Genomic DNA, 25960 nt, shown 5'->3' with positions numbered 1-25960 from the left:
TGAATATATGATAAGCCCGGCAGGGATTTTCGCCGGGCATATGGCTTTAACGTGTCAGCGACGCGGAGATAATGTCCAGCGCTTTACGGAATTGCGCTTCAGGAATAGTCAGCGGATAGAGGAAACGAATGACGTTGCCGTAGACGCCGCAGCTCAGCAGCAGCAGCCCTTCCTGCAACGCGCGCTCCTGCACCTGGCGGGTAAATTCCGGCGAAGGCTGACCCGTTTGCGGGTCGTTAAACTCCACCGCCACCATCGAGCCCTGCGCGCGAATGTCAGCGATATACGGGCAGTGTTCCTTCGCCTTATTCAGCACTTCCACCAGGTGGTGGCCAAGATGCGCCGAGCGCGTGCAGAGATCCTCTTCATCAATCACGTCGAGCACGGCATGTGCCGCCGCAATTGCCAGCGGGTTTCCGGCGTAGGTACCGCCCAGCCCGCCAGGCGCGGGTGCGTCCATCACCTCCGCACGGCCAGAAACCGCCGAAAGCGGCATCCCGCCCGCCAGGCTTTTCGCCATGGTGATCAGATCGGGCTTAACGCAGTGGTGTTCCATCGAGAACAGCTTGCCTGTACGGGCAAAGCCGCTTTGCACCTCGTCGGCAATCAGCAAAATACCGTGGGTGTCGCACAGGGCGCGCAGCGCCTGCATAAAATCAGCTGGCGCAATGTTGAAACCGCCCTCTCCCTGAACCGGTTCGAGAATAATGGCCGCGACCTGGTCGGGTGCGATATCCGCTTTAAAGATACGTTCCAGGCTTTTCAACGCTTCCGCCGTGCTGACGCCGTGCAGTTCATTCGGATACTGCGCGTGATACACCGAACCGGGGAACGGGCCAAAGCCGAGCTTGTACGGCGCAACTTTGCCGGTCAGCGCCATGGTCATAAAGGTGCGGCCGTGGAACGCGCCGCCAAAGGTGATAAGGCCAGGACGTTTGGTGTACGCCCGGGCAATTTTGACCGCGTTTTCGACCGCCTCTGCCCCCGTGGAGAAGAACGCGGTTTTGGCCGGACCGTCAACGGGCACGCGCTGGTTGATGCGCTCGGCAAGCGTCACATAGCCTTCGTACGGCACAATCTGGTACGCCGTATGGGTGAACGCGTGGAGCTGTTTTTCAATGGCGGAAATGACTTTTGGATGGCGATGGCCGGTATTCAGCACCGCGATCCCGGCGGCGAAGTCGATGTACTCGTTACCTTCCACGTCCCACACCGTGGCGTTTTCAGCTTTATCAGCATAGAAGTTACACATCACGCCGATGCCGCGCGGCGTCGCCTGTAAACGCCGGTCGTTCAGTTCGTTATTTTTCACCCTGTCCCCCTGAGAAAGTCGCCTGCTTAGCGCATCAGTAAGTGTTTGCCAGGGGGAGGGAATTCGCCAGAGCGGGCGCTAAAAAAACAAAACCCCCAGACTCTCATCCAGGGGTTCTCGGTGTACTTCGCGAAAATTACGCTTCGATAGCGGCGCGAAGTTTTTTCATGGCGTTCTTTTCAAGCTGACGGACACGTTCCGCAGAAACGCCGTAGCGGTCGGCCAGCTCCTGCAGCGTGGACTTGTTGTCTTCGTCCAGCCAGCGGGCGCGAATAATATCCTGGCTACGTTCGTCGAGGCCTTCCATCGCATGGGTCAGCTTGTTCGCGGCCTGATCTTCCCAGTTATCCTCTTCGATGCCGTCAGCAAAGTTAGAGGTTTTATCCTGCAGATACAGAACCGGCGCCATCGGCTGGCTGTCAGATGCGTCGTCGTCGGAGGACATATCAAAGGTCATGTCCTGCGCGGCCATACGGGATTCCATCTCACGCACGTCTTTGCTGGATACGCCCAGCTCGCGCGCCACCATTTCCACTTCATCCTGGTTGAACCAGCCCAGACGCTGCTTGGCTTTACGCAGGTTGAAGAACAGTTTGCGTTGCGCTTTTGTCGTGGCGACTTTCACGATACGCCAGTTGCGCAGCACGTATTCATGAATTTCTGCTTTGATCCAGTGCACAGCGAAGGAGACGAGTCGCACACCCACTTCCGGGTTAAAGCGACGCACAGCCTTCATCAGGCCGATGTTGCCTTCCTGAATCAAGTCCGCCTGCGGCAGGCCATAGCCCGCATAGTTACGAGCAATGTGAACAACAAAGCGCAGGTGAGACAGGATCAGCTTTTTCGCTGCTTCCAGATCGCCCTGGTAATGCAGCTTTTCAGCAAGCTCCTTTTCTTCCTCGGCCGTTAACATCGGCCAGGTGTTCGCAGCCCGGATATAAGATTCCAGGTTACCAACAGGGGCTAAAGCTAAAGTTTGCATTTCTTTGGTCATTCATTCCTCTCAATGTTTCTTCTGGTCCTGGTCGTCCCCGTCAGGCAACAACCATGCCAAAGCGTTTGAGCAACGAGATTAGCATTCACTCTTTTATCAGACAGTGATTTTATCCACAAGTTCCAGGTGCAACGGTGAATAAATTACGCACAAATTGTGACATGAAGATGATAACAGGGGAAGCGACAACAGGGACGCTTTCCCTGCAGAGCGAGCATCTCGGTGCAGGGAAAGATTATATCACGCTTTTATTAGTCGGGAGTAAAGTGACGTAAATGTTGAACGGTTGCCAGCCAGGCTGCCACCCACCCAATCATCGAACAAACCAGCAGCAGCAACAGACACTCATCGAAGCCTAAGCCACTGATATCAAACTTCGTTCCGAAAACCTGCGCCACTTCAGTGACGGCGGACGAAAGCCGCATCACCAAAATTTCTGACAATATCAGTGAAAGAAATGCACCGGAAAAACCGAGCAATGCGCCACCGTAAAGGAACGGTCGGAGGATGAAACCATCCGTCGCACCAATCAGTTTCTGCACGTTAATGGTATCGCGACGGGCAAAGATGCTCAGGCGCACGCTGTTACCGATGACGAGGAAGACCGCCGCCACCATCAGCACGCCAATCATCGCCGCGACGCGTCCTACCAGCCCGGTCAGGGCAGCAAGGCGCGCAAACCAACTGTCGTCCATGCGCACTTCATCAATGCCCTTAATGCGCGTGATGCGATCGCGCAGGGTGTTAAGCGAATCGGTCCCCTGGAAATCCAGCTTCGGGATCACCACCGCAACGGCGGGCAGCGGGTTCTCTTCGAGCATATCCAGCGCGCCGCCAAAGCCAGACCAGTTACGGAACTCGCCCAGCGCGTCTTCACGTGAGAGATAGTTGACCTTCTCCACGCCCTGCTCGGCCTGGATTTGCCCGACCACCTGCGCGGCGGCGTTATCGTCGAGCGCTTTATCCATATAGACCGTGATCTGCGGCGACGGATAATACTGTGAGGCCGCCTGGTTGACGTTTTTATAGACCATATAGCAGACGCTTGGCAGCGTCAGGGAGATGGCGATCACCATCACCGTCAGGAACGTCGCCAGCGGTTTGCTTTTCAGGTCCTGCAGCGCGCCGTGGAAGGCGTAGCGCACCTGCTCGTTAAACACGTTGGTTTTACGGGAGGCCGGTTTTGGCGCGGCCTTCTGGCGCTTCGGCGCATTACGATTGCCGTCACCACCGCCCTGCGGCTTACGGAAACGGTCAAACCGGTTTCCGAACTGCCGAATCTGGTTTATTGCATCACGCTTATTCACCGTGGCCTCCGTGCAAATGCCCGTCGCTCAGGGTCAGCATGCGGTACGAACGACGGGAAATGAGCCCGATGTCGTGCGTGGCCATCAATACGGTGACTCCTACGCGGTTGAATTCCTCAAACAGACGCAAAATCCCTTCGGACAGAGCATCGTCCAGGTTACCGGTTGGTTCATCCGCCAGCAGTACGGCAGGCTTGTTCACCACCGCGCGGGCGATGCCCACGCGCTGCTGTTCACCGCCGGAGAGCTGGATCGGGAAGTTCTTCGCTTTGTCCAGCAGCCCGACCTTATCCAGCGCCGCAGAGACGCGACGGCGGATATCGTCATAGCTGGCGCCGGCAATAATCAGCGGAATGGCCACGTTATCGAAAACGGTGCGATCCATCAGCAGGTGGTGATCCTGGAAAATCATGCCGATCTGACGACGCAGGAACGGCACTTCGCGGTTTTTCAGGCGGCTGATCTCATGGCCGCCGAAAAAGATTTTCCCGGCGCTTGGCCGCTCGATCCCACAGATAAGCTTGAGCAGGGTACTTTTCCCCGCGCCGGAATGGCCGGTCAGGAATGCCATCTCGCCCGGCTGCAGGTGGAATGTTACCCCCTGCAGCGCTTGTCTCCCACCGAGATAGGCCTTGCTGACGTGTTCAAAGCGAATCATTGTTAGTCCTCTCGGGCAAATAATGCCTCAATAAAGTCGTCCGCCTTAAACGGACGCAAATCCTCAATACGCTCGCCCACACCGATGTAGCGGATAGGAATACCGAACTGATCGGCCACGGAGAAGATCACCCCGCCTTTCGCGGTGCCGTCCAGCTTGGTCAGCGCGATCCCCGTCAGTCCTACCGCTTCATTGAACAGCTTCGCCTGGCTGATGGCGTTCTGTCCGGTGCTGGCATCAATGGTCAGCATAATTTCATGCGGCGCGTCTTCGTCCAGCTTCTTCATGACGCGAACGATTTTCTTCAACTCTTCCATCAGGTGCGATTTGTTCTGCAAACGCCCTGCGGTATCGGCAATCAGCACGTCCACGTTGCGCGCCTTCGCCGCCTGGATGGCATCGAAGATCACGGACGCGGAGTCCGCGCCGGTATGCTGGGCAATCACCGGAATGTTGTTGCGCTGGCCCCAAACCTGCAGCTGCTCAACCGCTGCCGCGCGGAAGGTATCGCCCGCCGCCAGCATCACCGATTTGCCCTGCTGTTCGAACTGACGCGCCAGCTTGCCGATGGTGGTAGTTTTACCCACGCCGTTCACGCCAACCATCAGAATAACAAATGGCGTTTTGCCTTCAATATTAAGCGGTTCGTCAACTTTTGCGAGAATTTCACCCATCTCGTCTTTCAGCAGGCCGTACAGCGCTTCGGCGTCGCGCAGCTGTTTGCGGCTCGCCCCTTCGGTCAGATTAGCGATGATCTTACGGGTGGTTTCCACGCCGACGTCCGCAATCAGCAGCTGTTCTTCCAGCTCTTCAAAAAGATCGTCGTCGATCTTCTTGCCGCGGAACAGACTGATAAATCCGGAACCTAAGTTTTCTTTGGTTTTGAGCAGGCTGCGCTTCAGGCGCGCGAAGAAACCTTCTTTGGTCGGTTTTTCCTGCTCCTGAACGATCTCTTCTTCCGGCTGTTCTTCCACCGGCACGACGATGACCGCCTCTTCCGCGGCTTCTGCCGCCAGCGCCTGGGCTTCCAGCTCTTCGTCGGTCAGCTCTGGCTCGAGTGCCGCTTCTTCTTCCACCGCCTCAACAATTTCAACGGTTTCCGCTTCCGCCTGCCACTCTTCGGCAGAAACCTCTTCGGCTTTCACCTCTTCCGGCAGCGGCAGCTCTTCGTGCTCGATTACGGCCTGCGGCGCTTCGGCAAGGGCCTCAATGACAACCGGCTCTGGCTTCTCGCTCTCCTGAACCTGTTCCGTGACCTCAACCACCTCTTCAGCAAAGGATTCAATCTCTTCTTTGCTGTGCGCCGTTTCTTCCGCTTCGACAACCGCGGCGGTTTCTACAGGCGTTTCAGGCTGTGACTGCTCTTCAACGGCTTGTTGCTCTTCGGTTTTCTGTTCTGTTTCTTGCTCTTTTTCACCGAAGCCCAGCCAGGAAAAGAAGCCACGTTTTTTTTGTTTTGCCATCTGCGACTACACTCCTCGCGGCGCTATATACATGGAAGCTAAAAAAATGATGAAATAGTCTAACACTTTACTTAATTGACATCACCGCCCGCAATCGCAGGCCAATTGTTAACAGAGCTTTCCTGAGATGAAGAAACCCAACCGCGCCCCGGCCGGTCAAATTCGTATTATCGGCGGTCAGTGGCGAGGCCGGAAATTACCGGTGCCGGACAGCCCCGGTTTACGCCCTACTACCGACCGCGTGCGCGAGACGCTGTTTAACTGGCTGGCCCCGTCAATGGTAGACGCCCACTGCCTGGACTGCTTCGCCGGAAGCGGCGCGCTCGGCCTGGAAGCGCTGTCGCGCTATGCCGCCAGCGCCACGCTGCTGGAGATGGAGCGCGGCGTGGCGCAGACGCTGCAGCAAAATCTGGCGACGCTGAAGGCGGGCAACGCCAAAGTCGTGAACACCAATACGCTGAGTTTTCTTGCGCAGAAAGGCACGCCGCATAACGTGGTGTTTGTCGACCCGCCGTTCCGCAAGGGGCTGCTGGAAGAGACGTTATGCCTGCTGGAACAAAACGGCTGGCTGGCGGATGACGCGCTAATTTACGTTGAAAGCGAAGTGGAAAACGGTTTACCGCCGGTTCCCGCCCACTGGGATCTGCACCGCGAAAAGGTCGCCGGCCAGGTCGCTTATCGTCTTTATCACCGTCAGGCACAAGGAGGCTCCGATGCCGGTACTGATTAACCTGGGACGTTTGCTGATGCTGGGCGTCTGGGCGTTTTTAATTCTCAACCTGGTACACCCCTTCCCGCGCCCGATGAATATTTTCGTTAACGTCGCGCTGATTTTCACGTCGTTTATGCATGCCCTGCAGATGGTGATGCTGAAAAACGGCCTGCCGAAAGACGGCCCGCAGATGACGGGCTGGCAGCAGCTGCGCGTGTTTATTTTCGGCGTGTTTGAACTGCTGGTGTGGATGAAGAAGTTTAAGGCGCAGGTGAAGAAGTAAGGCGCGGCCTGATGCCCTCACCCTAACCCTCTCCCACAGGGAGAGGGGACCGTTCATGCATTATTCCGTCCTGAACCCTTCAAACCGCGTCCCTTTGTAGCTCAACGTCCCTTTCTCCCCTACCGTCAGCTGATGATACTGCTGCGCCTCCAGGCGGAAGGTCATCTCAAGGCCGCCCGTTTCCGGCTTAAAGCTCGCTTCATAGCGCATTGTTGTGCCCGCAGGCGTCACCTGCTGCTGGCGCGAGCGGCGGTCATTGAGCGGTTTTTCGCGTTTGTTCGTCACCACCACGCGCTTTTGCATCAGCGGTGCGGCATCGTTATCCGCCTTCTCGCGGCGCTGCTGCACGAAACGAAACGAGGCGGCAATGACGATAATCGCCACCACGATAATGAAAAAAAGCGGCATCTTGCTCATTGAAAAATCCCATCAGATTATGCGGAATTCAGGATACCTTGCCTTCCCCACCATTGCCAAACGCCCGCCCGCGTCACTACACTGGATCAGAAACTGATTATTCAGGCTTAACAGATACAGGGAGTTAATATGCTTTGGTCATTTATCGCTGTCTGTTTTTCCGCATGGCTTTATGTCGATGCGTCGTACCGTGGTCCCACCTGGCAGCGCTGGTTGTTTAAACCGGTCACGCTGTTGCTCCTGCTGCTGCTGGCCTGGCAAGCGCCAATGTTTAACGCCGTCAGCTATCTGGTGCTCGCCGGGCTGTGCGCCTCTCTGATTGGCGATGCCCTGACCCTGCTGCCGCGCCAGCGCCTGCTGTATGCCGTAGGGGCATTTTTCCTGTCGCATCTGCTGTATACCATCTACTTCGCCAGCCAGATGACGCTCTCTTTCTTCTGGCCGCTGCCGCTGGTCCTGCTGGTGATTGGCGCCCTGCTGATCGCGGTGATCTGGTCGCGTCTGGAAGAGATGCGTTTGCCGGTTTGTACGTTTATCGCCATGACGCTGGTAATGGTATGGCTGGCAGGTGAACTGTGGTTCTTTCGTCCGACCGCTCCGGCGATGTCCGCGTTCTTCGGCGCCGCGCTGCTGCTGATCGGGAATGTCGTCTGGCTGGGCAGCCACTATCGCCGCCGCTTCCGGGCGGATAACGCGATAGCCTCCGCGTGTTACTTTGCCGGGCATTTCCTGATTGTGCGTTCGCTGTACATCTAAATAGCGCTTGACTCTGGAGTCGACTCCAGAGTGTATGCTGCGGTTAATGAGAAAATTATCATTGCCGGAGACTGCCATGTCGACTCCAGAAATACCTAAAAAAGTTCCTCAATTCTCGGCACTTAAGCTCAGCCCGGCTCCGTCGAAAGACGACTGCTGCTGCGAAGGCGCGTGCGAAACGCCAACTCAACCCCTTCCTGAAAGCGGCAACCGCTACAGCTGGGTCGTCAACGGCATGGACTGCGCGGCCTGCGCCCGCAAGGTGGAAAACGCCGTCAAGCAGGTGCCGGGCGTGAGTCACGTTCAGGTGCTGTTCGCCACCGAAAAGCTGCTGGTCAGCGCCGATAGCGACGTCAGCAAACAGGTTGAAGCCGCCGTCAGCAAGGCGGGCTATACCCTGCGTAGCGAAACGGCGCCCGTTGAAAAAGCCTCCTCCCTGAAAGAAAACCTGCCGCTCATTACCCTCATCATCATGATGGCCCTGAGCTGGGGTCTGGAGCAGATTAACCATCCGTTCGGCAATCTGGCGTTTATCGCCACCACGCTGGTCGGGCTGTTCCCGATTGCCCGTCAGGCGCTTCGCCTGATGAAAAGCGGCAGCTGGTTTGCCATCGAAACGCTGATGAGCGTGGCGGCAATCGGCGCACTGTTCATTGGCGCGACGGCAGAAGCGGCGATGGTGCTGCTGCTGTTCTTAATCGGCGAACGCCTTGAGGGCTGGGCGGCGAGCCGGGCGCGTAAAGGGGTCAGCGCGCTGATGGCGCTGAAGCCGGAAACCGCCACTCGCGTGATAAACGGCACGCGTGAAACGGTCGCCATCAATACGCTGCGCCCGGGCGACGTGATTGAAGTGGCCGCAGGGGGGCGTCTGCCCGCAGACGGCGCGCTACTTACCGCCACCGCGAGCTTTGATGAAAGCGCCCTGACCGGGGAATCCATTCCGGTAGAGCGTGCCGCAGGTGAAAAAGTGCCTGCTGGTGCCACCAGCGTCGACCGTCTGGTGCAGCTCACCGTGCTTTCAGAGCCGGGCGACAGCGCCATCGACCGTATCCTGAAGCTGATTGAAGAGGCAGAGGAACGCCGCGCGCCGGTCGAACGCTTTATCGATCGCTTCAGCCGGATTTATACCCCTGCCATCATGCTGGTTGCCCTGCTGGTCACCGTCGTCCCGCCGCTGTTCTTTGGCGCGCCGTGGGAGGGCTGGATTTATAAAGGGCTGACGCTGCTGCTGATTGGCTGCCCGTGCGCGCTGGTGATTTCCACCCCGGCGGCGATTACCTCAGGTCTGGCGGCGGCGGCGCGTCGCGGCGCGCTGATTAAGGGCGGCGCGGCGCTGGAACAGCTGAGCCAGGTTCAGCATATCGCCTTCGATAAAACCGGTACGCTGACCGTGGGCAAGCCGCAGGTGACCGGCGTCTATCCGCAGGACATCAGTGAAGATGAGCTGCTTACACTGGCCGCCGCCGTTGAACAGGGGTCCACTCACCCGCTGGCGCAGGCGATTGTGCGAGAAGCGCAGTCGCGCGGGCTGAACATCCCTCCGGCAACCGCCCAGCGAGCGCTGGTCGGGTCAGGGATTGAGGCCACCGTTGACGGTAAAAATGTGCTGATTGTCGCGGCAGGCAAGTCTTCCAGTCCAGAGGTTGAGGCGTTAGAACAGACCGGACAAACCGTCGTGACCGTCCTGCAGGACGGTGTCGCGAAGGGAATGCTGGCGCTGCGCGATACCCTGCGCGATGACGCCAAAGAAGCCGTAGCGGCGCTGCACAAGCTGGGCGTGCAGGGCGTTATTCTTACCGGTGATAACCCTCGCGCGGCGGCAGCGATTGCCGGTGAGCTGGGGCTGGAGTTTAAAGCCGGACTGTTGCCTGCGGATAAGGTCAGCGCCGTGACGGCGCTGAACGCCCGCGCGCCGCTGGCAATGGTCGGTGACGGGATTAACGATGCCCCGGCGATGAAAGCGTCCACCATTGGTATTGCAATGGGCAGTGGTACCGACGTGGCGCTGGAAACGGCCGACGCGGCGCTGACCCACAACCGCCTGACCGGCCTGGCGCAGACGATCGCCCTGGCGCGCGCGACGCGGGCCAACATCCGTCAGAACATCGGCATTGCGCTCGGTCTGAAGGGGATTTTCCTGGTGACGACCCTGCTCGGCATGACCGGACTGTGGCTGGCGGTGCTGGCGGATACCGGGGCAACGGTGCTGGTGACGGCGAACGCGCTTCGGCTGCTGCGTCGCCGATAAAAAAAGCCCGGTGGCGCTAACGCTTACCGGGCCTAGATGTCCTGCTAACTCGTAGGTCGGGTAAGGCGAAGCCGCCACCCGACTTTTTTATAAGAAATAGCTCATCGCCAGGCCTAAAAACAGCACCAGACCGACATAGTTGTTGTTCATAAACGCTTTAAAGCAGGCGTCGCGTTCACGCTTAGCAATCAGCTTTTGCTGATAAGCAAACAGCAGTCCCGCCACCAGCACGGACCAGTAAAACTCCCAGTTCAGCCCGTTCAGGCGACCGATCGCAACCATCAGCGCCAGTACCGCGACCTGCAGGATGCCGATAATCAGCTTGTCCTGACGACCAAAGAGGATGGCGGTGGATTTAATGCCAATCTTCAGGTCATCGTCGCGGTCTACCATCGCGTATTGCGTGTCATACGCCACGGCCCAGAGAATGTTCGCCAGGAACATCAGCCAGCAGCTGAGCGGTAAGGACTCACTAACCGCCGCAAACGCCATCGGAATCGACCAGCCAAACGCCGCGCCCAGCACCACCTGAGGCAGGTGGGTATAGCGCTTCATAAAGGGATATACCCAGGCCAACGCCAGCGCCGCAACGGAAAGCAGAATGGTCATGGTGTTGAGGGTTAACACCAGCAGGAAAGAGAGCAGCACCAGAACAATGAACAGCACGCGGGCTTCTTTCCCGGTGACCTGCCCGCTGGGTAACGGACGTCCGGCAGTACGCTTAACATGACCGTCGAATTTACGATCGGCATAGTCATTCACCACGCAGCCCGCAGCGCGCATCAGCCAGACGCCGGCAACGAACACGGCCAGGATCCACAGCGGCGGCACGCCTGGCGTGGCGAGCCACAGCGCCCACAGGGTCGGCCACAGCAGCAGTAACGCGCCAATGGGTTTATCGGTACGCATTAAGCGGTGATACGCCAACAGCTTATTCTGCGTCAGGCTCCACTCCATTTTTTCTTCCTCTTAGTACAACGGTGATGCCGGTAAAAAAAGCTCCGTCAGAATTAACGGTTTACCGCTCAGGCGAAGGCGGGAACGACGCCCCCAGAGTTCGGCATCACGACCAATCTCAATGAAATCCCGGGTAAGCTCAGACGAGGTGAAAAGGTAGCGCCCCAGCGGCGTTTTCCCCAGACGTTGCAGCGCGAGCTCTGGCCCGGAAAGGGTGGACTCGGGGACCACCGTCCGCCCGGCAAGCCACGGCTCACCATCAGCACAGAGTAAAATTTCGCGCAGCCAGTAGCGTGGCTCTTGCGGCAGCAGCGGCAGCTCGCTGGCGATCTCATCGCCAGAGACAAACCCTTCCTGAATCAGGGTCACCGTGACCGTTTTACCCTGTTGCTCAAAACGTTTCGTCATGGAATCTTCCAGCAACAGCCAGTCCAGTTGCTGCGGATCAAGCGCAGGTATTTGGTCGAAATAGCGCAGCGCACGCAGTTGCGTTAGCGCAGGGTGTGACATGCCAGACTCTCCGATACATAACGTAATGGCATTGTATCGCAGAAACACGGATTGAGGGGGGCCAAACGTTATTTAACGATCACGATCGCAACATGGGCGCAACAGCCTGGCGGATACGAAAAAAAGTGCGCCCACTCAGGCGCACCAAACTACTAACAAATCAGCACTGTGGGGAAACGGTTACCCCTTGCCTTTTACACTGCTGATAAAGGTGGAACGGGCAGTGGTTGAACCTAAACGTTCGGCTTCATCAAGCAGTTTCAGCGCCTTATCGACATCGCCGCGCTTCACCGCCTGCTTAATGGCGTTGTTGAAGTACTCTTCGGTGTCGTTCAGTACCGGCTCGGCTTTCTTCGCCGGGGCAGGAGTTGCGGTCGCTACCGGTGCGGCTGCCGTGGCAGCTGGCGCGGTATAGGCAGGAGCTGCTGTGTTACCTACAGTGACAGGGCCGGAACCGGAAGAGCCAAACAGCGGGCCGACCAGCACGCTTGAACCGCTGTTCGTTTTCACCTTCAGCTTTAACGTTCCGTCGGTGACGTGACGAGCAATCGGGTCTGGAATATCAGGAATCGCGTTACCGGTACCTTTTGCGTAGGCTTTAGCCGGATCGAGCAACGTGGTGGTCTTCTGAAGATCTTGCTCAGTGGTAAAGACCAGAACGTAGAGTTTTTGCTGGCCCAGCGCTGGCGTAAGGCGCATGACGCCTTCCAGACGGTCGGCGCTCATCACGCCGGGCTCCTGATACGTAAAGTATTCACTTGGGAAAAAGGCAGATGGCGTCATGTTCTGATCGAGAATTAACACGTTTGGTGCAAATACACTCGTCTGCTTATTAACTTCACTGGTCAAGGTAATGGCCAGTTCACCAATATTGGCGGGTACGCTATACGCAGCGACAGGGCCGGTAATACCCGGAACATTAAGTGACTGACCAGCCGTTGAGAGCTGGGTGGTCTGGGTTTTAGACTGATCGACAGGGGTCCAGACAAGCTGTTGCAATGCCGCTGTCGGAATGGCTGGCGCGGATGTTGTGTTTTGCGGAACGAAATTGACGTTAGCGAGCGTTACAGCAGGCGCGCTTGCCAGCAGCCCTGCGGTTAAACAAAGGGCAAGGAGAGTTTTGTTCATTTTCATTGTTATCACCTCAAAATGCACAGGTTCAGCGGTAGCCAGGCAATAGCGCGCCGTCCCAAGGATTGAGGGGCTTGCGCCCCTCAGTTTGGTCATTACGTCAGGTTAAGACGGGATTACCACCAGATTTCCATCTGGGCGCCGAAGGACCACTCATCGTTGTCGCCGCGGCTGAAGCTTTTCGCAGTGGTATCGCTATAGGCCATGCCTGGGGTGTAACCCGCAACGGAGTTTTTACCTGAAGGCGCATAACCCCATTTCTCATCCCACTTGGCATAGGTGGCGAAGACGCGGATTGCTGGACGTGACCAGATGCTGTCGCCAGCCTGCCACTGTTGTGCCAGGGTGATTTTATACTGGTTGTTGGTTTCGCCAGTTTCCTGAGATTTGACGTTGTCGTAGCCCACTTCAAGCAGAGTGCTCATGATAGGCGTCCATTTGTACATAGGACGAACGCCTACGGTCCACCATTTAGTACCGTTGTTGTTATCCCAGTTGATATCCTGGTACATACCGACGTACATCAGATCCCAGCTATCGCCCAGCGAGATAGCACCGTGGTCAAGTACGCGCCACAGGTGCCCGTTGTTGTTGATGCCGTAGTTGATATCGTCAGTGGTGCCAATGTTCGAACCTTGCGACAGACCTTTACCCTGAGAGGTCATAGAGTCAGTTGCATATTGCAGAACAAATTTGTTGTAGCCTTTCAGCATGCTCTGCGTGTGTTCAGCGGTGAACATCCAGCCATCTTTAGATGCGCCGTCGATCAGGTGATAATCATCACGTGGGTTTGCACGGCCGTAATCAGCCCCCAGCTCCAGGGTACCGCCCGGGTTAATTTCCATCTGGGCTAAACGCACGTCAAAGACATCATTCGCCGTGCGAGTGGTGTAGTCATAAACGCTGTTGCTGGCGAAGGATGAAGAACCGCCGGCTTCAGAAGAACGGGTTGCAGCCAGAGAGAGCTTACCAAAACCTACGTCGATGTTTTCAAGACCTGCACCAGGACCTGAAATATCCCAGTAGTAGAAGTCGATCATGTGGACGTCATGACGCTGATAGAAGCGCTTACCGGCCCAGATAGTCGAACCTGGCAGCCACTCAATCAGGTTTTTACCCTGCACGTTGGCTTCACGGAACGCCGGGTCAGTGGCCTCCCAGTCGTTCTGTTGCGCCACGGAATACGCAACGTTGGTGTCGAAGTAGAAGCTCTTATCGCCTTCTTTCCACACTTCCTGGCCCAGTTTCAGTTCCGCATAGGTTTCACATTCGTTACCCAGACGGTATTTACTTTGAGCACCGGTTGCCTGGAAGCACTGTTGTTCGCCGCCACTACCCGTCCAGCCGATACCGGAACGAGCATAACCATGGAAATCCACGGCCATTGCCTGAGCAGACATTACGCCCGCTGCGACGGCAACTGCCAGAGGAAGTTTGCGCAGAGTAATCATCATTCTATCTCCTGAGATCATTGCTTTTCTTTGAACACTTCACCTGTCGGTTTCGTGTCTTCTTTTGGGATTGCTTAAACGCCTGGCTCTTTGTGCAACCGACGACATGCAGTGCCATCCTCACGGAACAGATGGCAACGCTCTGGCGGCAAGCCGATAGCGAATGTGGCACCCTCTTCTACCAACACCACGTCGTTCTGGCGGTAGACCAGGTTCTGACGGATGGCGGGGATCTGGATATGAATCTGTGTTTCGTGACCAAGCTGTTCGACGACCTGAACGTCACCTTCCAGGGTCACATCAGCGATGTGGCTCGGCAGCAGGTGCTCAGGACGAATACCGAGGGACATGTTTGCCCCGACCTGTACGTTGGCGCTGTCGACCGGCAGCCAGACCTGCTGGCGGTTTGGCAGCTCCACCTGTACCTGTTCAATGGCTGTCGCGGTCACTTTGACGGGCAGGAAGTTCATCTTTGGCGAGCCAATGAAGCCCGCAACAAAGCGGTCTGCCGGGTAGTGGTACAGCTCCAGCGGTTTACCCACCTGCGCCACGCGGCCGGCATCCAGCACCACGATTTTGTCGGCGAGGGTCATCGCTTCCACCTGATCGTGGGTGACGTAAATCATCGTGCGGCCAAGACGCTTGTGCAGACGGGAGATTTCAATACGCATCTGGACGCGCAGGGCGGCATCCAGGTTAGAGAGAGGTTCATCGAGCAGGAACACGCGCGGTTCGGCCACCAGCGTACGGCCAATCGCCACACGCTGACGCTGACCACCGGAAAGCGCTTTTGGTTTACGCTCCAGCAGGTGGGCCAGCTGTAACACTTCCGCCACCTGCGTCACGCGCTGGTTAATGACCTCTTTCTTCGCGCCGGCCAGCTTCAGGCCAAAGGACATATTTTCGGCAACGGAAAGGTGTGGATAGAGTGCATAAGACTGGAACACCATACCGACGCCACGTTCGGCAGGCGGGATGTCGTTCATTCGGGTATCACCAATCAGCAGGTCGCCGCTGGTAATCGTTTCAAGACCGGCAATCATACGCAGCAGAGTAGATTTACCGCAGCCTGATGGGCCAACAAACACCACGAATTCGCCTTCGTTGATGTCCAGATTGATGTCTTTCGACACCACAACGTCACCCCAGGCTTTCGTTACATTACGCAGCTGTACGCTCGCCATGCCCTTCTCCCTTCGTTACAACCTGTCACCGACAGAAACATTCAAGATAAGTTCACTATGGGGTATCCATTACTTTCCCGAATCCTCCACCCCCCGCCTTTTTTATGGGGGAGGAGGCGGGAGGATGAGGGAGCAGGCTCTGCGACCGCCGTGGGCGTGCTGCGGCAAAATTCGTGAAGCCGCCTGCAAAATTCGGTGGGTTTTTATGTGCGCCAGCACTCATAACTTAAATTTATGCAACGGAGATCACACAAACGGGGGGTGGGGCGTAGGGGTTGGGAGGATGGAAAGAGGATGTCAAATAAGGAGACTGAGTCACGTTGAACCACCTTATGTATCCACGAGCACATCACCAAAAAGGATGGCAGATATGAATATCAAGACTGGCGCACGCGTTTTCGCATTGTCCGCCCTTGCAGCAATGATGGTTTCCGCACCGGCGCTCGCCAAAATTGAAGAAGGCAAACTGGTTATCTGGATTAACGGCGACAAGGGCTATAACGGCCTGGCCGAAGTGGGCAAAAAATTCGAAAAAGATACCGGCATCAAAGTTACCGTAGAACACCCTGACAAGCTGGAAGAGAAGTTCCCGCAGGTTGCAGCAACCGGCGACGGCCCGGACATCATCTTCTGGGCGCATGACCGTTTCGGGGGTTACGCGCAGTCTGGCCTGCTGGCAGAAGTGACGCCAGATAAAGCCTTCCAGGACAAACTGTTCCCGTTCACCTGGGATGCCGTTCGCTATAACGGCAAGCTGATCGCTTACCCTATCGCCGTTGAAGCCCTGTCTCTGATTTACAACAAAGACCTGGTACCAAACCCACCGAAAACCTGGGAAGAGATCCCGAAACTGGATAAAGAGCTGAAGGCGAAAGGTAAATCCGCGCTGATGTTCAACCTGCAAGAGCCGTACTTCACCTGGCCGCTGATTGCTGCCGACGGCGGTTACGCGTTCAAGTTTGAAAACGGCAAATATGACGTGAAAGACGTGGGCGTGGACAACGCTGGCGCGAAAGCGGGTCTGACCTTCCTGGTTGATCTGATCAAGAACAAACACATGAACGCGGATACCGACTACTCCATCGCGGAAGCGGCGTTCAACAAAGGCGAAACCGCGATGACCATCAACGGTCCGTGGGCCTGGACCAACATCGACAAGAGCAAAGTCAACTACGGCGTGACGCTGCTGCCAACCTTCAAAGGCAAGCCGTCTAAACCGTTCGTTGGCGTGCTGAGCGCGGGCATCAACGCCGCCAGCCCGAACAAAGAGCTGGCGAAAGAGTTCCTGGAAAACTACCTGCTGACCGATCAGGGTCTGGATGAAGTGAACAAGGACAAACCGCTGGGCGCCGTCGCGCTGAAATCCTTCCAGGATCAGCTGGCGAAAGACCCACGTATCGCGGCCACCATGGATAACGCCCAGAAAGGCGAAATCATGCCGAACATCCCACAGATGGCTGCGTTCTGGTACGCCACGCGTACCGCGGTCATCAACGCTGCAAGCGGTCGTCAGACTGTCGATGCCGCGCTGAAAGATGCTCAGGGTCGTATTACTAAGTAATGACGTAGTCCCCTCTCCCTTCGGGAGAGGGTTAGGGTAAGGGTTGGCGCTATCCGCACGCCCTCACCCCGGCCCTCTCCCCCAGGAGAGGGAGAAAAGATCAAACGTTGTAGAGGAAAAACCCCATGGATGTCATTAAAAAGAAACGCTGGTGGCAAAGCGACGCGCTGAAGTGGTCAGCGATCGGTCTGCTGTGTCTGCTGGTGGGTTACCTTGTTGTTTTAATGTACGTACAAGGGGAATATCTGTTTGCCATCATGACGCTGATTTTAAGCTCTGCTGGCCTGTATATTTTCGCTAATCGTAAAGCCTATGCCTGGCGCTATGTTTACCCGGGCGTGGCCGGGATGGGGCTGTTTGTCCTGTTCCCGCTGATTTGTACCATCGCCATTGCGTTTACCAACTACAGCAGCACCAACCAGCTTGCGCAGGAACGCGCGCAGCAGGTCCTGCTGGATCGCTCATATCAGGCAGGCAAGACCTTTAACTTCGGCCTGTATCCTGCCGGTAACGAGTGGAAGTTAGCGCTTACTGACGAAGCAAGCAGCAAATACTATGTCTCCGACGCGTTCAAATTTGGCGGCGAGCAGAAGCTGGCCTTAAAAGAGGCACAGGCCCTGCCGGAAGGTGAACGTGCCAACCTGCGCGTTATTACCCAGAACCGTCAGGCGCTGACACAGCTCACCGCCGTGCTGCCAGACGAAAGCAAGGTGACCATGAGCTCGCTGCGCCAGTTCTCCGGCACGCAGCCGCTGTATACCCTGGCGGACGACGGCACGCTGACCAACAACCAGAGCGGCGTGAAATATCGTCCGAATAACGACATTGGTTTCTATCAGTCCATTACTGCCGACGGCAAATGGGGTGATGACAAGCTCAGCCCGGGCTATACCGTCACCATCGGCTGGGACAACTTTACCCGCGTGTTTACCGACGAAGGCATTCAGAAACCGTTCTTCGCCATCTTCGTCTGGACGGTGGTCTTCTCGGTGCTGACGGTGATCCTGACCGTGGCCGTGGGCATGGTGCTGGCCTGTCTGGTCCAGTGGGAATCCCTGAAAGGCAAAGCGATTTACCGCGTGCTGCTGATCCTGCCGTATGCCGTACCGTCGTTTATCTCGATTCTGATTTTCAAAGGGCTGTTTAACCAGAGCTTCGGTGAAATCAACATGATGCTGAGCGCCCTGTTCGGCATCAAACCGGCCTGGTTCAGCGACCCGACCACCGCTCGCTCGATGATTATCATCGTGAACACCTGGCTCGGTTATCCGTACATGATGATCCTGTGCATGGGCCTGCTGAAGGCTATCCCGGACGATCTGTACGAAGCCTCGGCGATGGACGGCGCTGGCCCGTTCCAGAACTTCTTTAAAATTACGCTGCCGCTGCTCATTAAGCCGCTGACGCCGCTGATGATTGCCAGCTTCGCCTTTAACTTTAACAACTTCGTGCTGATTCAGCTGTTGACCAACGGCGGCCCGGACCGCCTTGGCACCACGACGCCAGCAGGCTATACCGACCTGCTCGTGAGCTACACCTACCGTATCGCCTTCGAAGGCGGCGGCGGCCAGGACTTCGGTCTGGCGGCGGCGATTGCCACCCTGATCTTCCTGCTGGTAGGCGCTCTGGCGATTGTGAACCTGAAAGCCACACGTATGAAATTTGATTAAGGAGGGCATCAATCATGGCAATGGTACAACCCAAATCTCAAAAGTTGCGCCTCCTGGCGACGCACTTAGGCCTGCTGATTTTCATCGCGGCGATCATGTTCCCGCTGCTGATGGTTATCGCCATCTCCCTGCGTTCGGGTAACTTCGCGACAGGGAGCCTGATCCCGGACGAAATCTCCTGGGAGCACTGGAAGCTCGCGCTGGGCTTCAGCGTGGAACACGCGGATGGCCGCGTCACGCCGCCGCCGTTCCCGGTCCTGCTGTGGCTGTGGAACTCGGTGAAAATCGCAGGCATTACCGCCATTGGTATCGTGGCGCTTTCCACCACCTGTGCTTATGCCTTCGCCCGCATGCGTTTCCCGGGCAAAGCGACGCTGCTGAAAGGGATGCTGATTTTCCAGATGTTCCCCGCCGTGCTGTCGCTGGTGGCGTTGTATGCCCTGTTTGACCGTCTGGGCCAGTACGTACCGTTTATCGGCCTGAACACCCACGGCGGCGTGATCTTCGCCTATCTTGGCGGTATCGCACTGCATGTATGGACCATTAAAGGCTATTTCGAAACCATCGACGGCTCGCTGGAAGAAGCGGCCGCGCTGGATGGCGCAACCCCGTGGCAGGCGTTCCGCCTGGTGCTGCTGCCGCTGTCGGTGCCGATTCTGGCGGTAGTGTTTATTCTGTCGTTTATCGCTGCGATCACCGAAGTACCGGTTGCCTCACTGTTACTGCGTGATGTGAACAGCTACACCCTGGCCGTAGGTATGCAGCAATACCTCAACCCGCAAAACTACCTGTGGGGCGACTTTGCCGCGGCGGCCGTACTTTCCGCCATCCCGATTACCGTGGTGTTCCTGCTGGCGCAGCGCTGGCTGGTCAACGGCCTGACGGCGGGCGGTGTGAAAGGTTAAGTTTCATTTTGTTATGCCACTGCAACCCTCAACTTTAGACGTATTGTATTGACCCAACTTGTGACTGTTGTTAGGCGCTCTTCGGAGCGCCATTTTTTTTATTCGCGTTTCAGCCGCTTCGAGTTGCACAGCCAGAGGGTGATCACCAGCAGCAGGATCGCCGCCGAGTAGATCAGCACGTCGAGCGGGGACTTATGATCGACGATGATCAGCCGCACTATCGCAGTGATCCCAATGTAGACAAAATAACGCAGCGGGAAGTGAAAGCCGGACTGAAAGTACTTCACAATCAGGGCGATAAATTCAAAGTAGAGAAAGTAGACCACCAGGCCTTCCACCAGCGCATATTTGCTGGTTTGTTCAGGGGCGAACAGTACATCCGCAAGATGCACCGTCTCTTTACCCAAAAAGACGACCAGTATCAGGCCAAGGCTCAACAGACCGAGGTTCAGCACGGTCTGGAGGATCGTTGAGATAAACTCAACGCGCGGGCGAGTCAGGGATGTCATACAGCACCTCATTCTCCAGGGCGAGGTTCCTGTATAACGCAAAAATGTGACGGGGATCTATATTTTTTGTTTATGTTTGACGCAATGGAGAGGATTCCCCTCTCCCCTTAGGGGAGAGGGTGAGGGGCATCAGCGGAAGTTAATGTTCTTATCGCTCGTCATGTCATACAGCTGGAACTTACGTCCAAGCTGCTGACCCCCGTCACGCGTCAGCGGCGTCCAGCCCACTGCCGCACGGCTGCGGGTTGGGCCTGACGAGAACAGATCCAGCGGAATCGACACGTAGACCCCTTTGGTGAAGTCCCCTTCCCCGTACTCGTCCGGCGAAACGTTGGTGATAGTGGCGTAGCCACCCACCACGACGCCGCTGTCGAAGTGTTTAGAGATATCGAGCGTGCCGCCCTTATCGCCCGCCAGGTACTGGCCGACGCTGGCTTTCACCAGCACGTCAGGTGCGAACGACGGCGTCCAGTAAGCGGTCAGATGGCCCGTTTTGACGCTGTAGTCGGTGAATTTCATCATGTCCTGCGCGCTGCGCCAGTCACGCTGTTTGACGTAGTTGGCATCCACCCCGAACGCCCAGTTGCTGTCGACAGGACGATAAAGCACTTCCGCCCCCGCGCCGCCGTACATGGTTTCCAGATACCCGCCGTACACCTGGCCGTAGAAGCCGTTGCCGAAGTACTGGAAGTAGTTGGCCTGCAGGTTATTCACGTAGGCATCGTTTTGTACGTACTCACGCACGCGGGTACGCACGCGCGGCAGCGCCGAGTCTTTTGGCGGGTTGGTGTAGTTGAACTTGTCGTAGTTATTGGCGATGTTGCCGAACAGGCTGCCGGTGGTCAGCAGGTGGTCGGTGAGCCACAGATCCGCCGTCGCCATGACGCCCAGCTGATACATGTAGAAGTTTTCAGGCCCGCCCACGGACTGGTTCAGCACCGGATCGATATGGAAATCGAAGCGCGATTTGTCGATATACCAGCCCTGCTCGGTGGTTTCCGGCACGATCGGCTCTACGCGTTTTTGCACCAGCTCGGTTTCATGCCCTAGCGGCTCGCCTTCCAGATGGCGCTTGAGGCTGGCAACGTCCGTTTCGGTTGTGACCTGCGGCAGGTTGAGACGGTTCTCCGTCACGCGGATCGTGCGGATCCCCTCCGGCAGATCGTTCATAACGATCCGGTTAGCGCGTTCGATCCCTTCGCGCGAGTCGCGGTATTTCACCTGCTCGCCGGTCACGTACAGCGTATCGCCTTTCACCTGAATTTTCGGATCCGCCAGGCCGGCATTGTATTTCAGCAGCGTCAGCTGGTTTGCCACCACGGAGTGCTGCAGAATCGCATCCTGCGGCTCCGGCTGGTATGCAGGGCGCGCGTTATCATTGTAGTGCGGCCGCATGTCGTTAAAGTTGGTGCGCAGCGTGAAGCCAAACATCACCGTATTGCCGCGCTCGTAGCTGAGGTTAACGTCGGCCCAGTCGGTGACGCGATAAATGGCGCCGACGTTAAACTTGCTCTTCTGCTCAATCTTTCCGGCGAAGTCCTGCGAGTAGTCATTCCCCTCATATTCCAGCTTCAGGCGCAATGGCTGCCAGGGCGTTTGATACTCCACGCCGCCAAACAGCGATGCCGGACCGTGGAACATCTGGTCTCCGTTGATGGAGCCCGCTTTCTTATAGCTGTTATCGCGGTAGCAGTATTTATCGCTGTAGGAGCAAAACGGGTTTTTCACGTTTCCGCTGGTGCCGAGATAGCCCCATCCCAGACCGAGCGAGAAGTCGAACGGCCCCCAGGCTTTACTGGCCACGATGTATTCCGCATCAAACAGACCGGTACCACCGATATCTTTGGCGCCCACGGACACCTGCGGCATCCAGTAGCTCTCTTCCCACAGGCGCAGCTTGACGTCGAAGGCTTTATCTTTGTAGGTCTGATCGCCGGAGAACGCCTCTACGCTGCTGTATTGTTTCGTACGCACGTCGGTATAGCGCAGCGTGGTTTCAAGCCACGGGAACAGCTGCACCGAGGCGGAGTAGTAGCGATACTGGTCGTTATCACGGTAGTTAAGGCTAATTTCGCCTTCGCGCGCCATCCGCGCGGTGGGCGTTTGCAGTAAACCGACACCGCCGAAGTCTGACTGAGACGGGCCAATGGGTGCCGGATACGTTTCTGCATGGCAGGCGGCACTCACGCAGAGCGCCAGCATGCTGTAGAGATAGGTTCTTTTCATTATTCCGGTATCCGCTGAATCAGGGAGTGAAGGATATCGGCGTTAAGCCCGTCATACGCCTTCGTCCAGAAATGGTCGGCAAAACCGACAAAAATGATGCTGCCCGGCATAGGTTCGATATGCCGTTTATTCCAGTAAGCGACGGGGGCTTTTTGTGTGTGCCCGTCTGGGTAAACCACCCAGGCGTAGCTGTTATCGGCACCGCTCAGCAGGCTCTGCTCGTCGAGGTAGCTCGCCACGTCACGACCGGGCGTAAAGGGCTTTTTACCCGGGCTGCTGATAAGCCCCACTACGGTCACCGTCGTCGGCTTCTCCGGCAGCCAGAGCGTATACTCCCCTTCAAGCGTGGGATTTCCCTTTTCCGTGACGCGCACTTCGTCGGGATCAAGGTTCACGTTCTGACGGCCCGTCACCTTCAGCGCCTGCAGCTGCTGGCGAACGCTGTTAATCGCCGCCGCGTCGTCGCCATCTTCCTGCTCCGCTAATCCCGTCAGCCTGGCAAGAAGCGCCTTGTGCTGTTGTTCCGCTTCAGCCGTCTTCTGCCGCTCAGCGATCACTGCCCCCGGCCACCAGCTGTTGGCGAGCCTTGGCTGTCCGACGAGATCGAGCAGATGCTCAGCGTGGGTTAAGGTTTTGGGTTTTTCACTGTCCGGCGTGTAGACCTTCACCGTCCCTGCGGACCATGCCAGCGGTGCGGCAAGGCTGGCGAGAAGCGCAACGTGGATGAGCGTTTTCATGATTTCGCCGCCTTGATCAGGGTGGTTTTCACCGGGAAGAATCCGGCACCAAGATACTGCAGGGACTGGCGGATCTGCCCTTCCTCGTCGATCCAGAAGCGGTTGTGCCAGGTGGCCTGGTCGGTGGTGACTTCTTCATCCAGCACGCGAACCTGCGTTTCGTCGCTGCCGACTTTCACGCTGTCCGTGCCGTCCCAGCGGAAGGTCGAGCGTGCCGTGGCGTAACGCACCTGCTTATGTTCGGTCCAGCCCATCGTGCGCGTCCAGCTTGCGCCGTCGGCGATCTGGTTCGGCTTGATCAGCGGATCGGCAGCGATGTTATTCACCTCCAGCAGGTTGTCGCCGCCCAACAGGGTTTTCACGATACGACCATGCTGCGTCACGATGGTGGCCTGATCCTGCGTCACCCATTTCTGCTGCCCGTTTTCATCGAAAGCGAGCACCACAAACAGCTGCGGGCCATCGTTTAGCTGCATGTACTGACTGGCATAGGGCATGTTTTGAAGTTCGTCATCGGTCAAATGCACGCCCGGTGTGCCGAACATGCTTTCCCACAGTGAGTTTCCCAGCCCTTTGGTGGTGGCCGAGCACGCCTGCAGCAGCAGGCAAATCAGAATGATTGCAGGTCGCTTCACGACTCTTCTCCGAAGGGGCGAAATAACCACACCGAAGTGTGGTTATGATTAAAACACCCGCTACTACTGGGTGCTGGTTGTCGTGGTGGTCGTGGTTCCGGTATTGGAGCCATCACCGCCACCGGTTGCCGCCAGCGCGACACCCACGGCTGAACTTACGGTGCTGGCGCTGGCTGCGGTAGAACTTCCCGCAGACGCAGACGTCGCAGCCGAACCTGCCGCTTCCCCGACCTGAACCGGAGCTGCATAGACAGATGTCGCCGCAAGCGCAGATATGGCAAAAATGCCATACAGTACTTTCTTCATAACAATTTCCCTTCAATGAATGAATGGAGATTTGCCCGAAAAGAATTTCAGGCGGAATCGAGTATACACAACTAGTGCCGTGGGTTTGCCGTAAGGGGAAATAGGGAGAGGGTTTTCGGACTAATGGTTAAAATGGAAATAAAAGGCAAATAACACAAATATATAATTAATAAAAATCAATAAGTTATAATATATCAATATTAATGAACCACTACGTATTTTCTTAAAATAAACCGCAGCAATTAACGGGTTAAGCGTCCTTTTCGGATTAAACTCAGATTCAGAATTTGAGTTAACTAACAGACATCAGGAATTATCCGATAAAAAAATGCCGGCATTAAGCCGGCACGTTTTCATGACGCTTTAATTACGCACGCCAGGCTTTATAACGGTTGATCAAACCATTTGTCGAGCTGTCATGGCTGGCAATCGCTTTATCGTCACCCAGCTCTGGCAGAATACGGTTTGCCAGCTGTTTGCCCAGCTCAACGCCCCACTGGTCAAAGGTGAAGATGTTCAGGATGGCGCCCTGCGTGAAGATCTTGTGCTCGTACAGGGCAATCAGCGCGCCCAGGCTGAACGGCGTAATTTCGCGCAGCAGGATGGAGTTGGTTGGGCGGTTGCCTTCGAACACTTTGAACGGCACCACGTGATCCAGGGTTGCCGGATCTTTACCCTGGTCACGGTATTCCTGCTCAACCACTTCGCGGGATTTACCGAACGCCAGCGCTTCGGTCTGCGCAAAGAAGTTGGACAGCAGCTTCGGATGGTGGTCGGACAGCGGGTTATGGGTGATAGCCGGGGCGATGAAATCGCACGGTACCATTTTGGTGCCCTGGTGGATCAGCTGGTAGAAGGCATGCTGGCCGTTGGTGCCCGGCTCGCCCCAGATGATTGGGCCAGTCTGGTAATCCACCGCGTTGCCGTTACGGTCAACGTACTTACCGTTGGATTCCATGTTGCCCTGCTGGAAGTAGGCTGCGAAGCGGTGCATGTACTGGTCGTATGGCAGGATCGCTTCGGTCTCAGCGCCGAAGAAGTTGTTGTACCAGATACCGATCAGCGCCAGCAGTACCGGCAGGTTTTTCTCTGGTGCGGTGGTGGAGAAGTGTTTGTCCATCGCGTGCGCGCCGGAGAGCAGCTCGACGAAGTTGTCGAAGCCCACGGACAGGATGATGGACAGACCGATCGCAGACCACAGGGAGTAGCGGCCGCCAACCCAGTCCCAGAACTCGAACATGTTCGCGGTATCAATGCCGAACTCGCTGACCGCTTTGCCGTTGGTAGACAGCGCCGCGAAGTGTTTCGCCACGTGCTTGTTGTCGCCCGCGGTTTTCAGGAACCAGTCGCGCGCGCTGTGGGCGTTGGTCATGGTTTCCTGAGTGGTGAAGGTTTTGGACGCAACCAGGAACAGGGTGGTTTCCGGGTTCACGTTCTTCAGCACTTCGGCGATGTGGGTACCATCGACGTTAGACACAAAGTGCATATTGAGGTGGTTTTTATACGGGCGCAGCGCTTCGGTCACCATGAACGGGCCGAGGTCAGAACCGCCGATACCGATGTTAACCACGTCGGTGATCGCTTTGCCGGTGTAGCCTTTCCAGCTACCGGAGATGATCGCTTCGGAGAAGGTTTTCATCTTTTCCAGCACCGCGTTCACTTCCGGCATGACGTCTTTGCCGTCAACGATGATTGGCGTATTGCTACGGTTACGCAGGGCCACGTGGAGCACGGCACGGTCTTCGGTACGGTTGATCTTCTCGCCGGAGAACATGGATTTGATGGCGTCGGCAAGCTCAGTCTCTTTCGCCAGATCCTGCAGTTTTGCCAGCGTTTCTTCGGTAATGCGGTTTTTGGAGAAATCCACCAGCATCAGGTCGTCGAAGGTTGCGGAGAACTTAGAGAAACGATCGGCATCTTTCGCGAACAGATCCGCGATGGTGACGTCTTTCATTTCATCAAAATGTTTCTGGAGTGCCTGCCAGGCAGCGGTCTGCGTTGGGTTGATGTTTTTCATTAGCAATACTC

General features: G+C 56.6%; 24 protein-coding genes. 7 read left to right on the top strand and 17 right to left on the bottom strand.

Annotated elements, in window-relative coordinates; genetic code table 11:
- Positions 1 to 46: 46 nt before the first annotated feature.
- The 5 genes from SPH27_RS19595 to ftsY form a co-directional block, all read right to left on the bottom strand.
- Positions 47 to 1312 (bottom strand): 4-aminobutyrate--2-oxoglutarate transaminase, encoded by a 1266-nt coding sequence (locus tag SPH27_RS19595; protein WP_182072257.1) that lies wholly within the window; start codon positions 1310 to 1312, stop codon positions 47 to 49.
- Positions 1313 to 1448: 136 nt separating this feature from the next.
- Positions 1449 to 2306, bottom strand: a complete 858-nt coding sequence (gene rpoH / locus SPH27_RS19590; RefSeq protein WP_033144392.1) for an RNA polymerase sigma factor RpoH — start codon at positions 2304 to 2306, stop codon at positions 1449 to 1451.
- A gap of 251 nt (positions 2307 to 2557) precedes the next feature.
- A complete protein-coding gene (gene ftsX / locus SPH27_RS19585) occupies positions 2558 to 3613 on the bottom strand; it encodes a permease-like cell division protein FtsX (protein WP_032662628.1) in 1056 nt (351 codons plus the stop codon).
- Positions 3606 to 4271, bottom strand: coding sequence for a cell division ATP-binding protein FtsE (gene ftsE, locus SPH27_RS19580; RefSeq protein WP_025758973.1), 666 nt, complete (start codon positions 4269 to 4271; stop codon positions 3606 to 3608). The genes ftsX and ftsE overlap by 8 nt, the downstream gene beginning before the upstream one ends.
- A gap of 2 nt (positions 4272 to 4273) precedes the next feature.
- Positions 4274 to 5734 carry a signal recognition particle-docking protein FtsY gene (gene ftsY / locus SPH27_RS19575; protein WP_096150240.1) on the bottom strand — a complete coding sequence of 487 codons (1461 nt, stop codon included), beginning with the start codon at positions 5732 to 5734 and terminating at the stop codon, positions 4274 to 4276.
- Between the two features lie 127 nt (positions 5735 to 5861).
- On the opposite strand from ftsY, the gene rsmD reads away from it, so the two are divergent.
- Both rsmD and SPH27_RS19565 read left to right on the top strand, forming a co-directional pair.
- Positions 5862 to 6464: a 16S rRNA (guanine(966)-N(2))-methyltransferase gene (gene rsmD, locus SPH27_RS19570; RefSeq protein WP_047059431.1), complete on the top strand. Its 603-nt coding sequence runs from the start codon at positions 5862 to 5864 to the stop codon at positions 6462 to 6464.
- On the top strand, positions 6448 to 6729 hold the full coding sequence (locus SPH27_RS19565; protein WP_010436509.1) for a DUF1145 family protein: 282 nt from the start codon (positions 6448 to 6450) through the stop codon (positions 6727 to 6729). The genes rsmD and SPH27_RS19565 overlap by 17 nt, the downstream gene beginning before the upstream one ends.
- Before the next feature lie 60 nt (positions 6730 to 6789).
- Here SPH27_RS19565 and SPH27_RS19560 read toward each other — a convergent pair whose 3' ends face one another.
- The gene (locus tag SPH27_RS19560) at positions 6790 to 7146 is read right to left on the bottom strand and encodes a DUF2500 domain-containing protein (protein ID WP_182072255.1); all 357 of its coding nucleotides are present in this window, start codon (positions 7144 to 7146) and stop codon (positions 6790 to 6792) included.
- Between the two features lie 129 nt (positions 7147 to 7275).
- Between SPH27_RS19560 and SPH27_RS19555 the strand changes: the two genes are divergently transcribed.
- Together SPH27_RS19555 and zntA are read left to right on the top strand one after the other, a co-directional pair.
- Positions 7276 to 7902: a lysoplasmalogenase gene (locus tag SPH27_RS19555; RefSeq protein WP_029741976.1), complete on the top strand. Its 627-nt coding sequence runs from the start codon at positions 7276 to 7278 to the stop codon at positions 7900 to 7902.
- Positions 7903 to 7978: 76 nt separating this feature from the next.
- Positions 7979 to 10150 carry a Zn(II)/Cd(II)/Pb(II) translocating P-type ATPase ZntA gene (gene zntA / locus SPH27_RS19550; RefSeq protein ID WP_182072253.1) on the top strand — a complete coding sequence of 724 codons (2172 nt, stop codon included), beginning with the start codon at positions 7979 to 7981 and terminating at the stop codon, positions 10148 to 10150.
- A gap of 87 nt (positions 10151 to 10237) precedes the next feature.
- On the opposite strand, the gene ubiA is transcribed toward zntA, so the two are convergent.
- The 5 genes from ubiA to malK form a co-directional block, all read right to left on the bottom strand.
- Positions 10238 to 11107 carry a 4-hydroxybenzoate octaprenyltransferase gene (ubiA, locus tag SPH27_RS19545; RefSeq protein ID WP_032662636.1) on the bottom strand — a complete coding sequence of 290 codons (870 nt, stop codon included), beginning with the start codon at positions 11105 to 11107 and terminating at the stop codon, positions 10238 to 10240.
- Between the two features lie 12 nt (positions 11108 to 11119).
- Entirely contained in the window at positions 11120 to 11617 is a 498-nt protein-coding gene (gene ubiC, locus SPH27_RS19540; protein ID WP_023334136.1) for a chorismate lyase, read from the bottom strand.
- Between the two features lie 180 nt (positions 11618 to 11797).
- Positions 11798 to 12751 (bottom strand): maltose operon protein MalM, encoded by a 954-nt coding sequence (malM, locus tag SPH27_RS19535; protein WP_048979406.1) that lies wholly within the window; start codon positions 12749 to 12751, stop codon positions 11798 to 11800.
- Positions 12752 to 12864: 113 nt separating this feature from the next.
- Positions 12865 to 14202 (bottom strand): maltoporin, encoded by a 1338-nt coding sequence (locus SPH27_RS19530; RefSeq protein ID WP_072210885.1) that lies wholly within the window; start codon positions 14200 to 14202, stop codon positions 12865 to 12867.
- 71 nt (positions 14203 to 14273) lie between these two features.
- Positions 14274 to 15383, bottom strand: coding sequence for a maltose/maltodextrin ABC transporter ATP-binding protein MalK (gene malK, locus SPH27_RS19525; RefSeq protein WP_023310005.1), 1110 nt, complete (start codon positions 15381 to 15383; stop codon positions 14274 to 14276).
- 370 nt (positions 15384 to 15753) lie between these two features.
- On the opposite strand from malK, the gene malE reads away from it, so the two are divergent.
- The 3 genes from malE (at position 15754) to malG (ending at position 19519) form a co-directional block, all read left to right on the top strand.
- Positions 15754 to 16944, top strand: a complete 1191-nt coding sequence (gene malE / locus SPH27_RS19520) for a maltose/maltodextrin ABC transporter substrate-binding protein MalE (RefSeq protein WP_033144384.1) — start codon at positions 15754 to 15756, stop codon at positions 16942 to 16944.
- A gap of 125 nt (positions 16945 to 17069) precedes the next feature.
- A complete protein-coding gene (gene malF, locus SPH27_RS19515) occupies positions 17070 to 18614 on the top strand; it encodes a maltose ABC transporter permease MalF (RefSeq protein ID WP_029740622.1) in 1545 nt (514 codons plus the stop codon).
- A gap of 14 nt (positions 18615 to 18628) precedes the next feature.
- Positions 18629 to 19519 (top strand): maltose ABC transporter permease MalG, encoded by an 891-nt coding sequence (gene malG / locus SPH27_RS19510; RefSeq protein ID WP_023310002.1) that lies wholly within the window; start codon positions 18629 to 18631, stop codon positions 19517 to 19519.
- Positions 19520 to 19617: 98 nt separating this feature from the next.
- On the opposite strand, the gene psiE is transcribed toward malG, so the two are convergent.
- The 6 genes from psiE to pgi all read right to left on the bottom strand — a co-directional run bounded on the left by psiE (position 19618) and on the right by pgi (position 25949).
- A complete protein-coding gene (psiE, locus tag SPH27_RS19505) occupies positions 19618 to 20028 on the bottom strand; it encodes a phosphate-starvation-inducible protein PsiE (RefSeq protein ID WP_000202963.1) in 411 nt (136 codons plus the stop codon).
- Between the two features lie 129 nt (positions 20029 to 20157).
- Entirely contained in the window at positions 20158 to 22254 is a 2097-nt protein-coding gene (locus SPH27_RS19500) for a YjbH domain-containing protein (RefSeq protein WP_039264160.1), read from the bottom strand.
- Positions 22254 to 22991 carry a capsule biosynthesis GfcC D2 domain-containing protein gene (locus tag SPH27_RS19495; protein WP_182072251.1) on the bottom strand — a complete coding sequence of 246 codons (738 nt, stop codon included), beginning with the start codon at positions 22989 to 22991 and terminating at the stop codon, positions 22254 to 22256. Before SPH27_RS19495 ends, SPH27_RS19500 begins: the two co-directional genes overlap by 1 nt.
- Positions 22988 to 23626, bottom strand: coding sequence for a YjbF family lipoprotein (locus SPH27_RS19490; RefSeq protein ID WP_047059420.1), 639 nt, complete (start codon positions 23624 to 23626; stop codon positions 22988 to 22990). The genes SPH27_RS19495 and SPH27_RS19490 overlap by 4 nt, the downstream gene beginning before the upstream one ends.
- A gap of 63 nt (positions 23627 to 23689) precedes the next feature.
- A complete protein-coding gene (gene yjbE, locus SPH27_RS19485; RefSeq protein ID WP_008503423.1) occupies positions 23690 to 23932 on the bottom strand; it encodes an exopolysaccharide production protein YjbE in 243 nt (80 codons plus the stop codon).
- Between the two features lie 367 nt (positions 23933 to 24299).
- A complete protein-coding gene (gene pgi, locus SPH27_RS19480; RefSeq protein WP_048977787.1) occupies positions 24300 to 25949 on the bottom strand; it encodes a glucose-6-phosphate isomerase in 1650 nt (549 codons plus the stop codon).
- Positions 25950 to 25960: the final 11 nt, after the last annotated feature.

This window comes from Enterobacter sp. A103 (assembly GCF_034427535.1).
Classification (GTDB): Bacteria; Pseudomonadota; Gammaproteobacteria; order Enterobacterales; family Enterobacteriaceae; genus Enterobacter; species Enterobacter asburiae_B.
This window is presented reverse-complemented; position numbering and strand designations above follow the sequence as displayed.

Excerpts from the sequence above, each read along its gene's own strand:
- SPH27_RS19530 (WP_072210885.1), bottom strand. The coding sequence starts at position 14,202 with ATGATGATTACTCTGCGCAAACTTCCTCTGGCAGTTGCCGTCGCAGCG.
- ftsE (WP_025758973.1), bottom strand. The coding sequence starts at position 4,271 with ATGATTCGCTTTGAACACGTCAGCAAGGCCTATCTCGGTGGGAGACAA.
- SPH27_RS19495 (WP_182072251.1), bottom strand. The coding sequence starts at position 22,991 with ATGAAAACGCTCATCCACGTTGCGCTTCTCGCCAGCCTTGCCGCACCG.
- pgi (WP_048977787.1), bottom strand. The coding sequence starts at position 25,949 with ATGAAAAACATCAACCCAACGCAGACCGCTGCCTGGCAGGCACTCCAG.
- malF (WP_029740622.1), top strand. The coding sequence starts at position 17,070 with ATGGATGTCATTAAAAAGAAACGCTGGTGGCAAAGCGACGCGCTGAAG.
- SPH27_RS19500 (WP_039264160.1), bottom strand. The coding sequence starts at position 22,254 with ATGAAAAGAACCTATCTCTACAGCATGCTGGCGCTCTGCGTGAGTGCC.
- psiE (WP_000202963.1), bottom strand. The coding sequence starts at position 20,028 with ATGACATCCCTGACTCGCCCGCGCGTTGAGTTTATCTCAACGATCCTC.
- yjbE (WP_008503423.1), bottom strand. The coding sequence starts at position 23,932 with ATGAAGAAAGTACTGTATGGCATTTTTGCCATATCTGCGCTTGCGGCG.
- SPH27_RS19555 (WP_029741976.1), top strand. The coding sequence starts at position 7,276 with ATGCTTTGGTCATTTATCGCTGTCTGTTTTTCCGCATGGCTTTATGTC.
- zntA (WP_182072253.1), top strand. The coding sequence starts at position 7,979 with ATGTCGACTCCAGAAATACCTAAAAAAGTTCCTCAATTCTCGGCACTT.
- rsmD (WP_047059431.1), top strand. The coding sequence starts at position 5,862 with ATGAAGAAACCCAACCGCGCCCCGGCCGGTCAAATTCGTATTATCGGC.
- malE (WP_033144384.1), top strand. The coding sequence starts at position 15,754 with ATGAATATCAAGACTGGCGCACGCGTTTTCGCATTGTCCGCCCTTGCA.
- ubiA (WP_032662636.1), bottom strand. The coding sequence starts at position 11,107 with ATGGAGTGGAGCCTGACGCAGAATAAGCTGTTGGCGTATCACCGCTTA.
- malM (WP_048979406.1), bottom strand. The coding sequence starts at position 12,751 with ATGAAAATGAACAAAACTCTCCTTGCCCTTTGTTTAACCGCAGGGCTG.
- ftsY (WP_096150240.1), bottom strand. The coding sequence starts at position 5,734 with ATGGCAAAACAAAAAAAACGTGGCTTCTTTTCCTGGCTGGGCTTCGGT.
- malK (WP_023310005.1), bottom strand. The coding sequence starts at position 15,383 with ATGGCGAGCGTACAGCTGCGTAATGTAACGAAAGCCTGGGGTGACGTT.
- ubiC (WP_023334136.1), bottom strand. The coding sequence starts at position 11,617 with ATGTCACACCCTGCGCTAACGCAACTGCGTGCGCTGCGCTATTTCGAC.
- SPH27_RS19560 (WP_182072255.1), bottom strand. The coding sequence starts at position 7,146 with ATGAGCAAGATGCCGCTTTTTTTCATTATCGTGGTGGCGATTATCGTC.
- rpoH (WP_033144392.1), bottom strand. The coding sequence starts at position 2,306 with ATGACCAAAGAAATGCAAACTTTAGCTTTAGCCCCTGTTGGTAACCTG.
- SPH27_RS19565 (WP_010436509.1), top strand. The coding sequence starts at position 6,448 with ATGCCGGTACTGATTAACCTGGGACGTTTGCTGATGCTGGGCGTCTGG.
- malG (WP_023310002.1), top strand. The coding sequence starts at position 18,629 with ATGGCAATGGTACAACCCAAATCTCAAAAGTTGCGCCTCCTGGCGACG.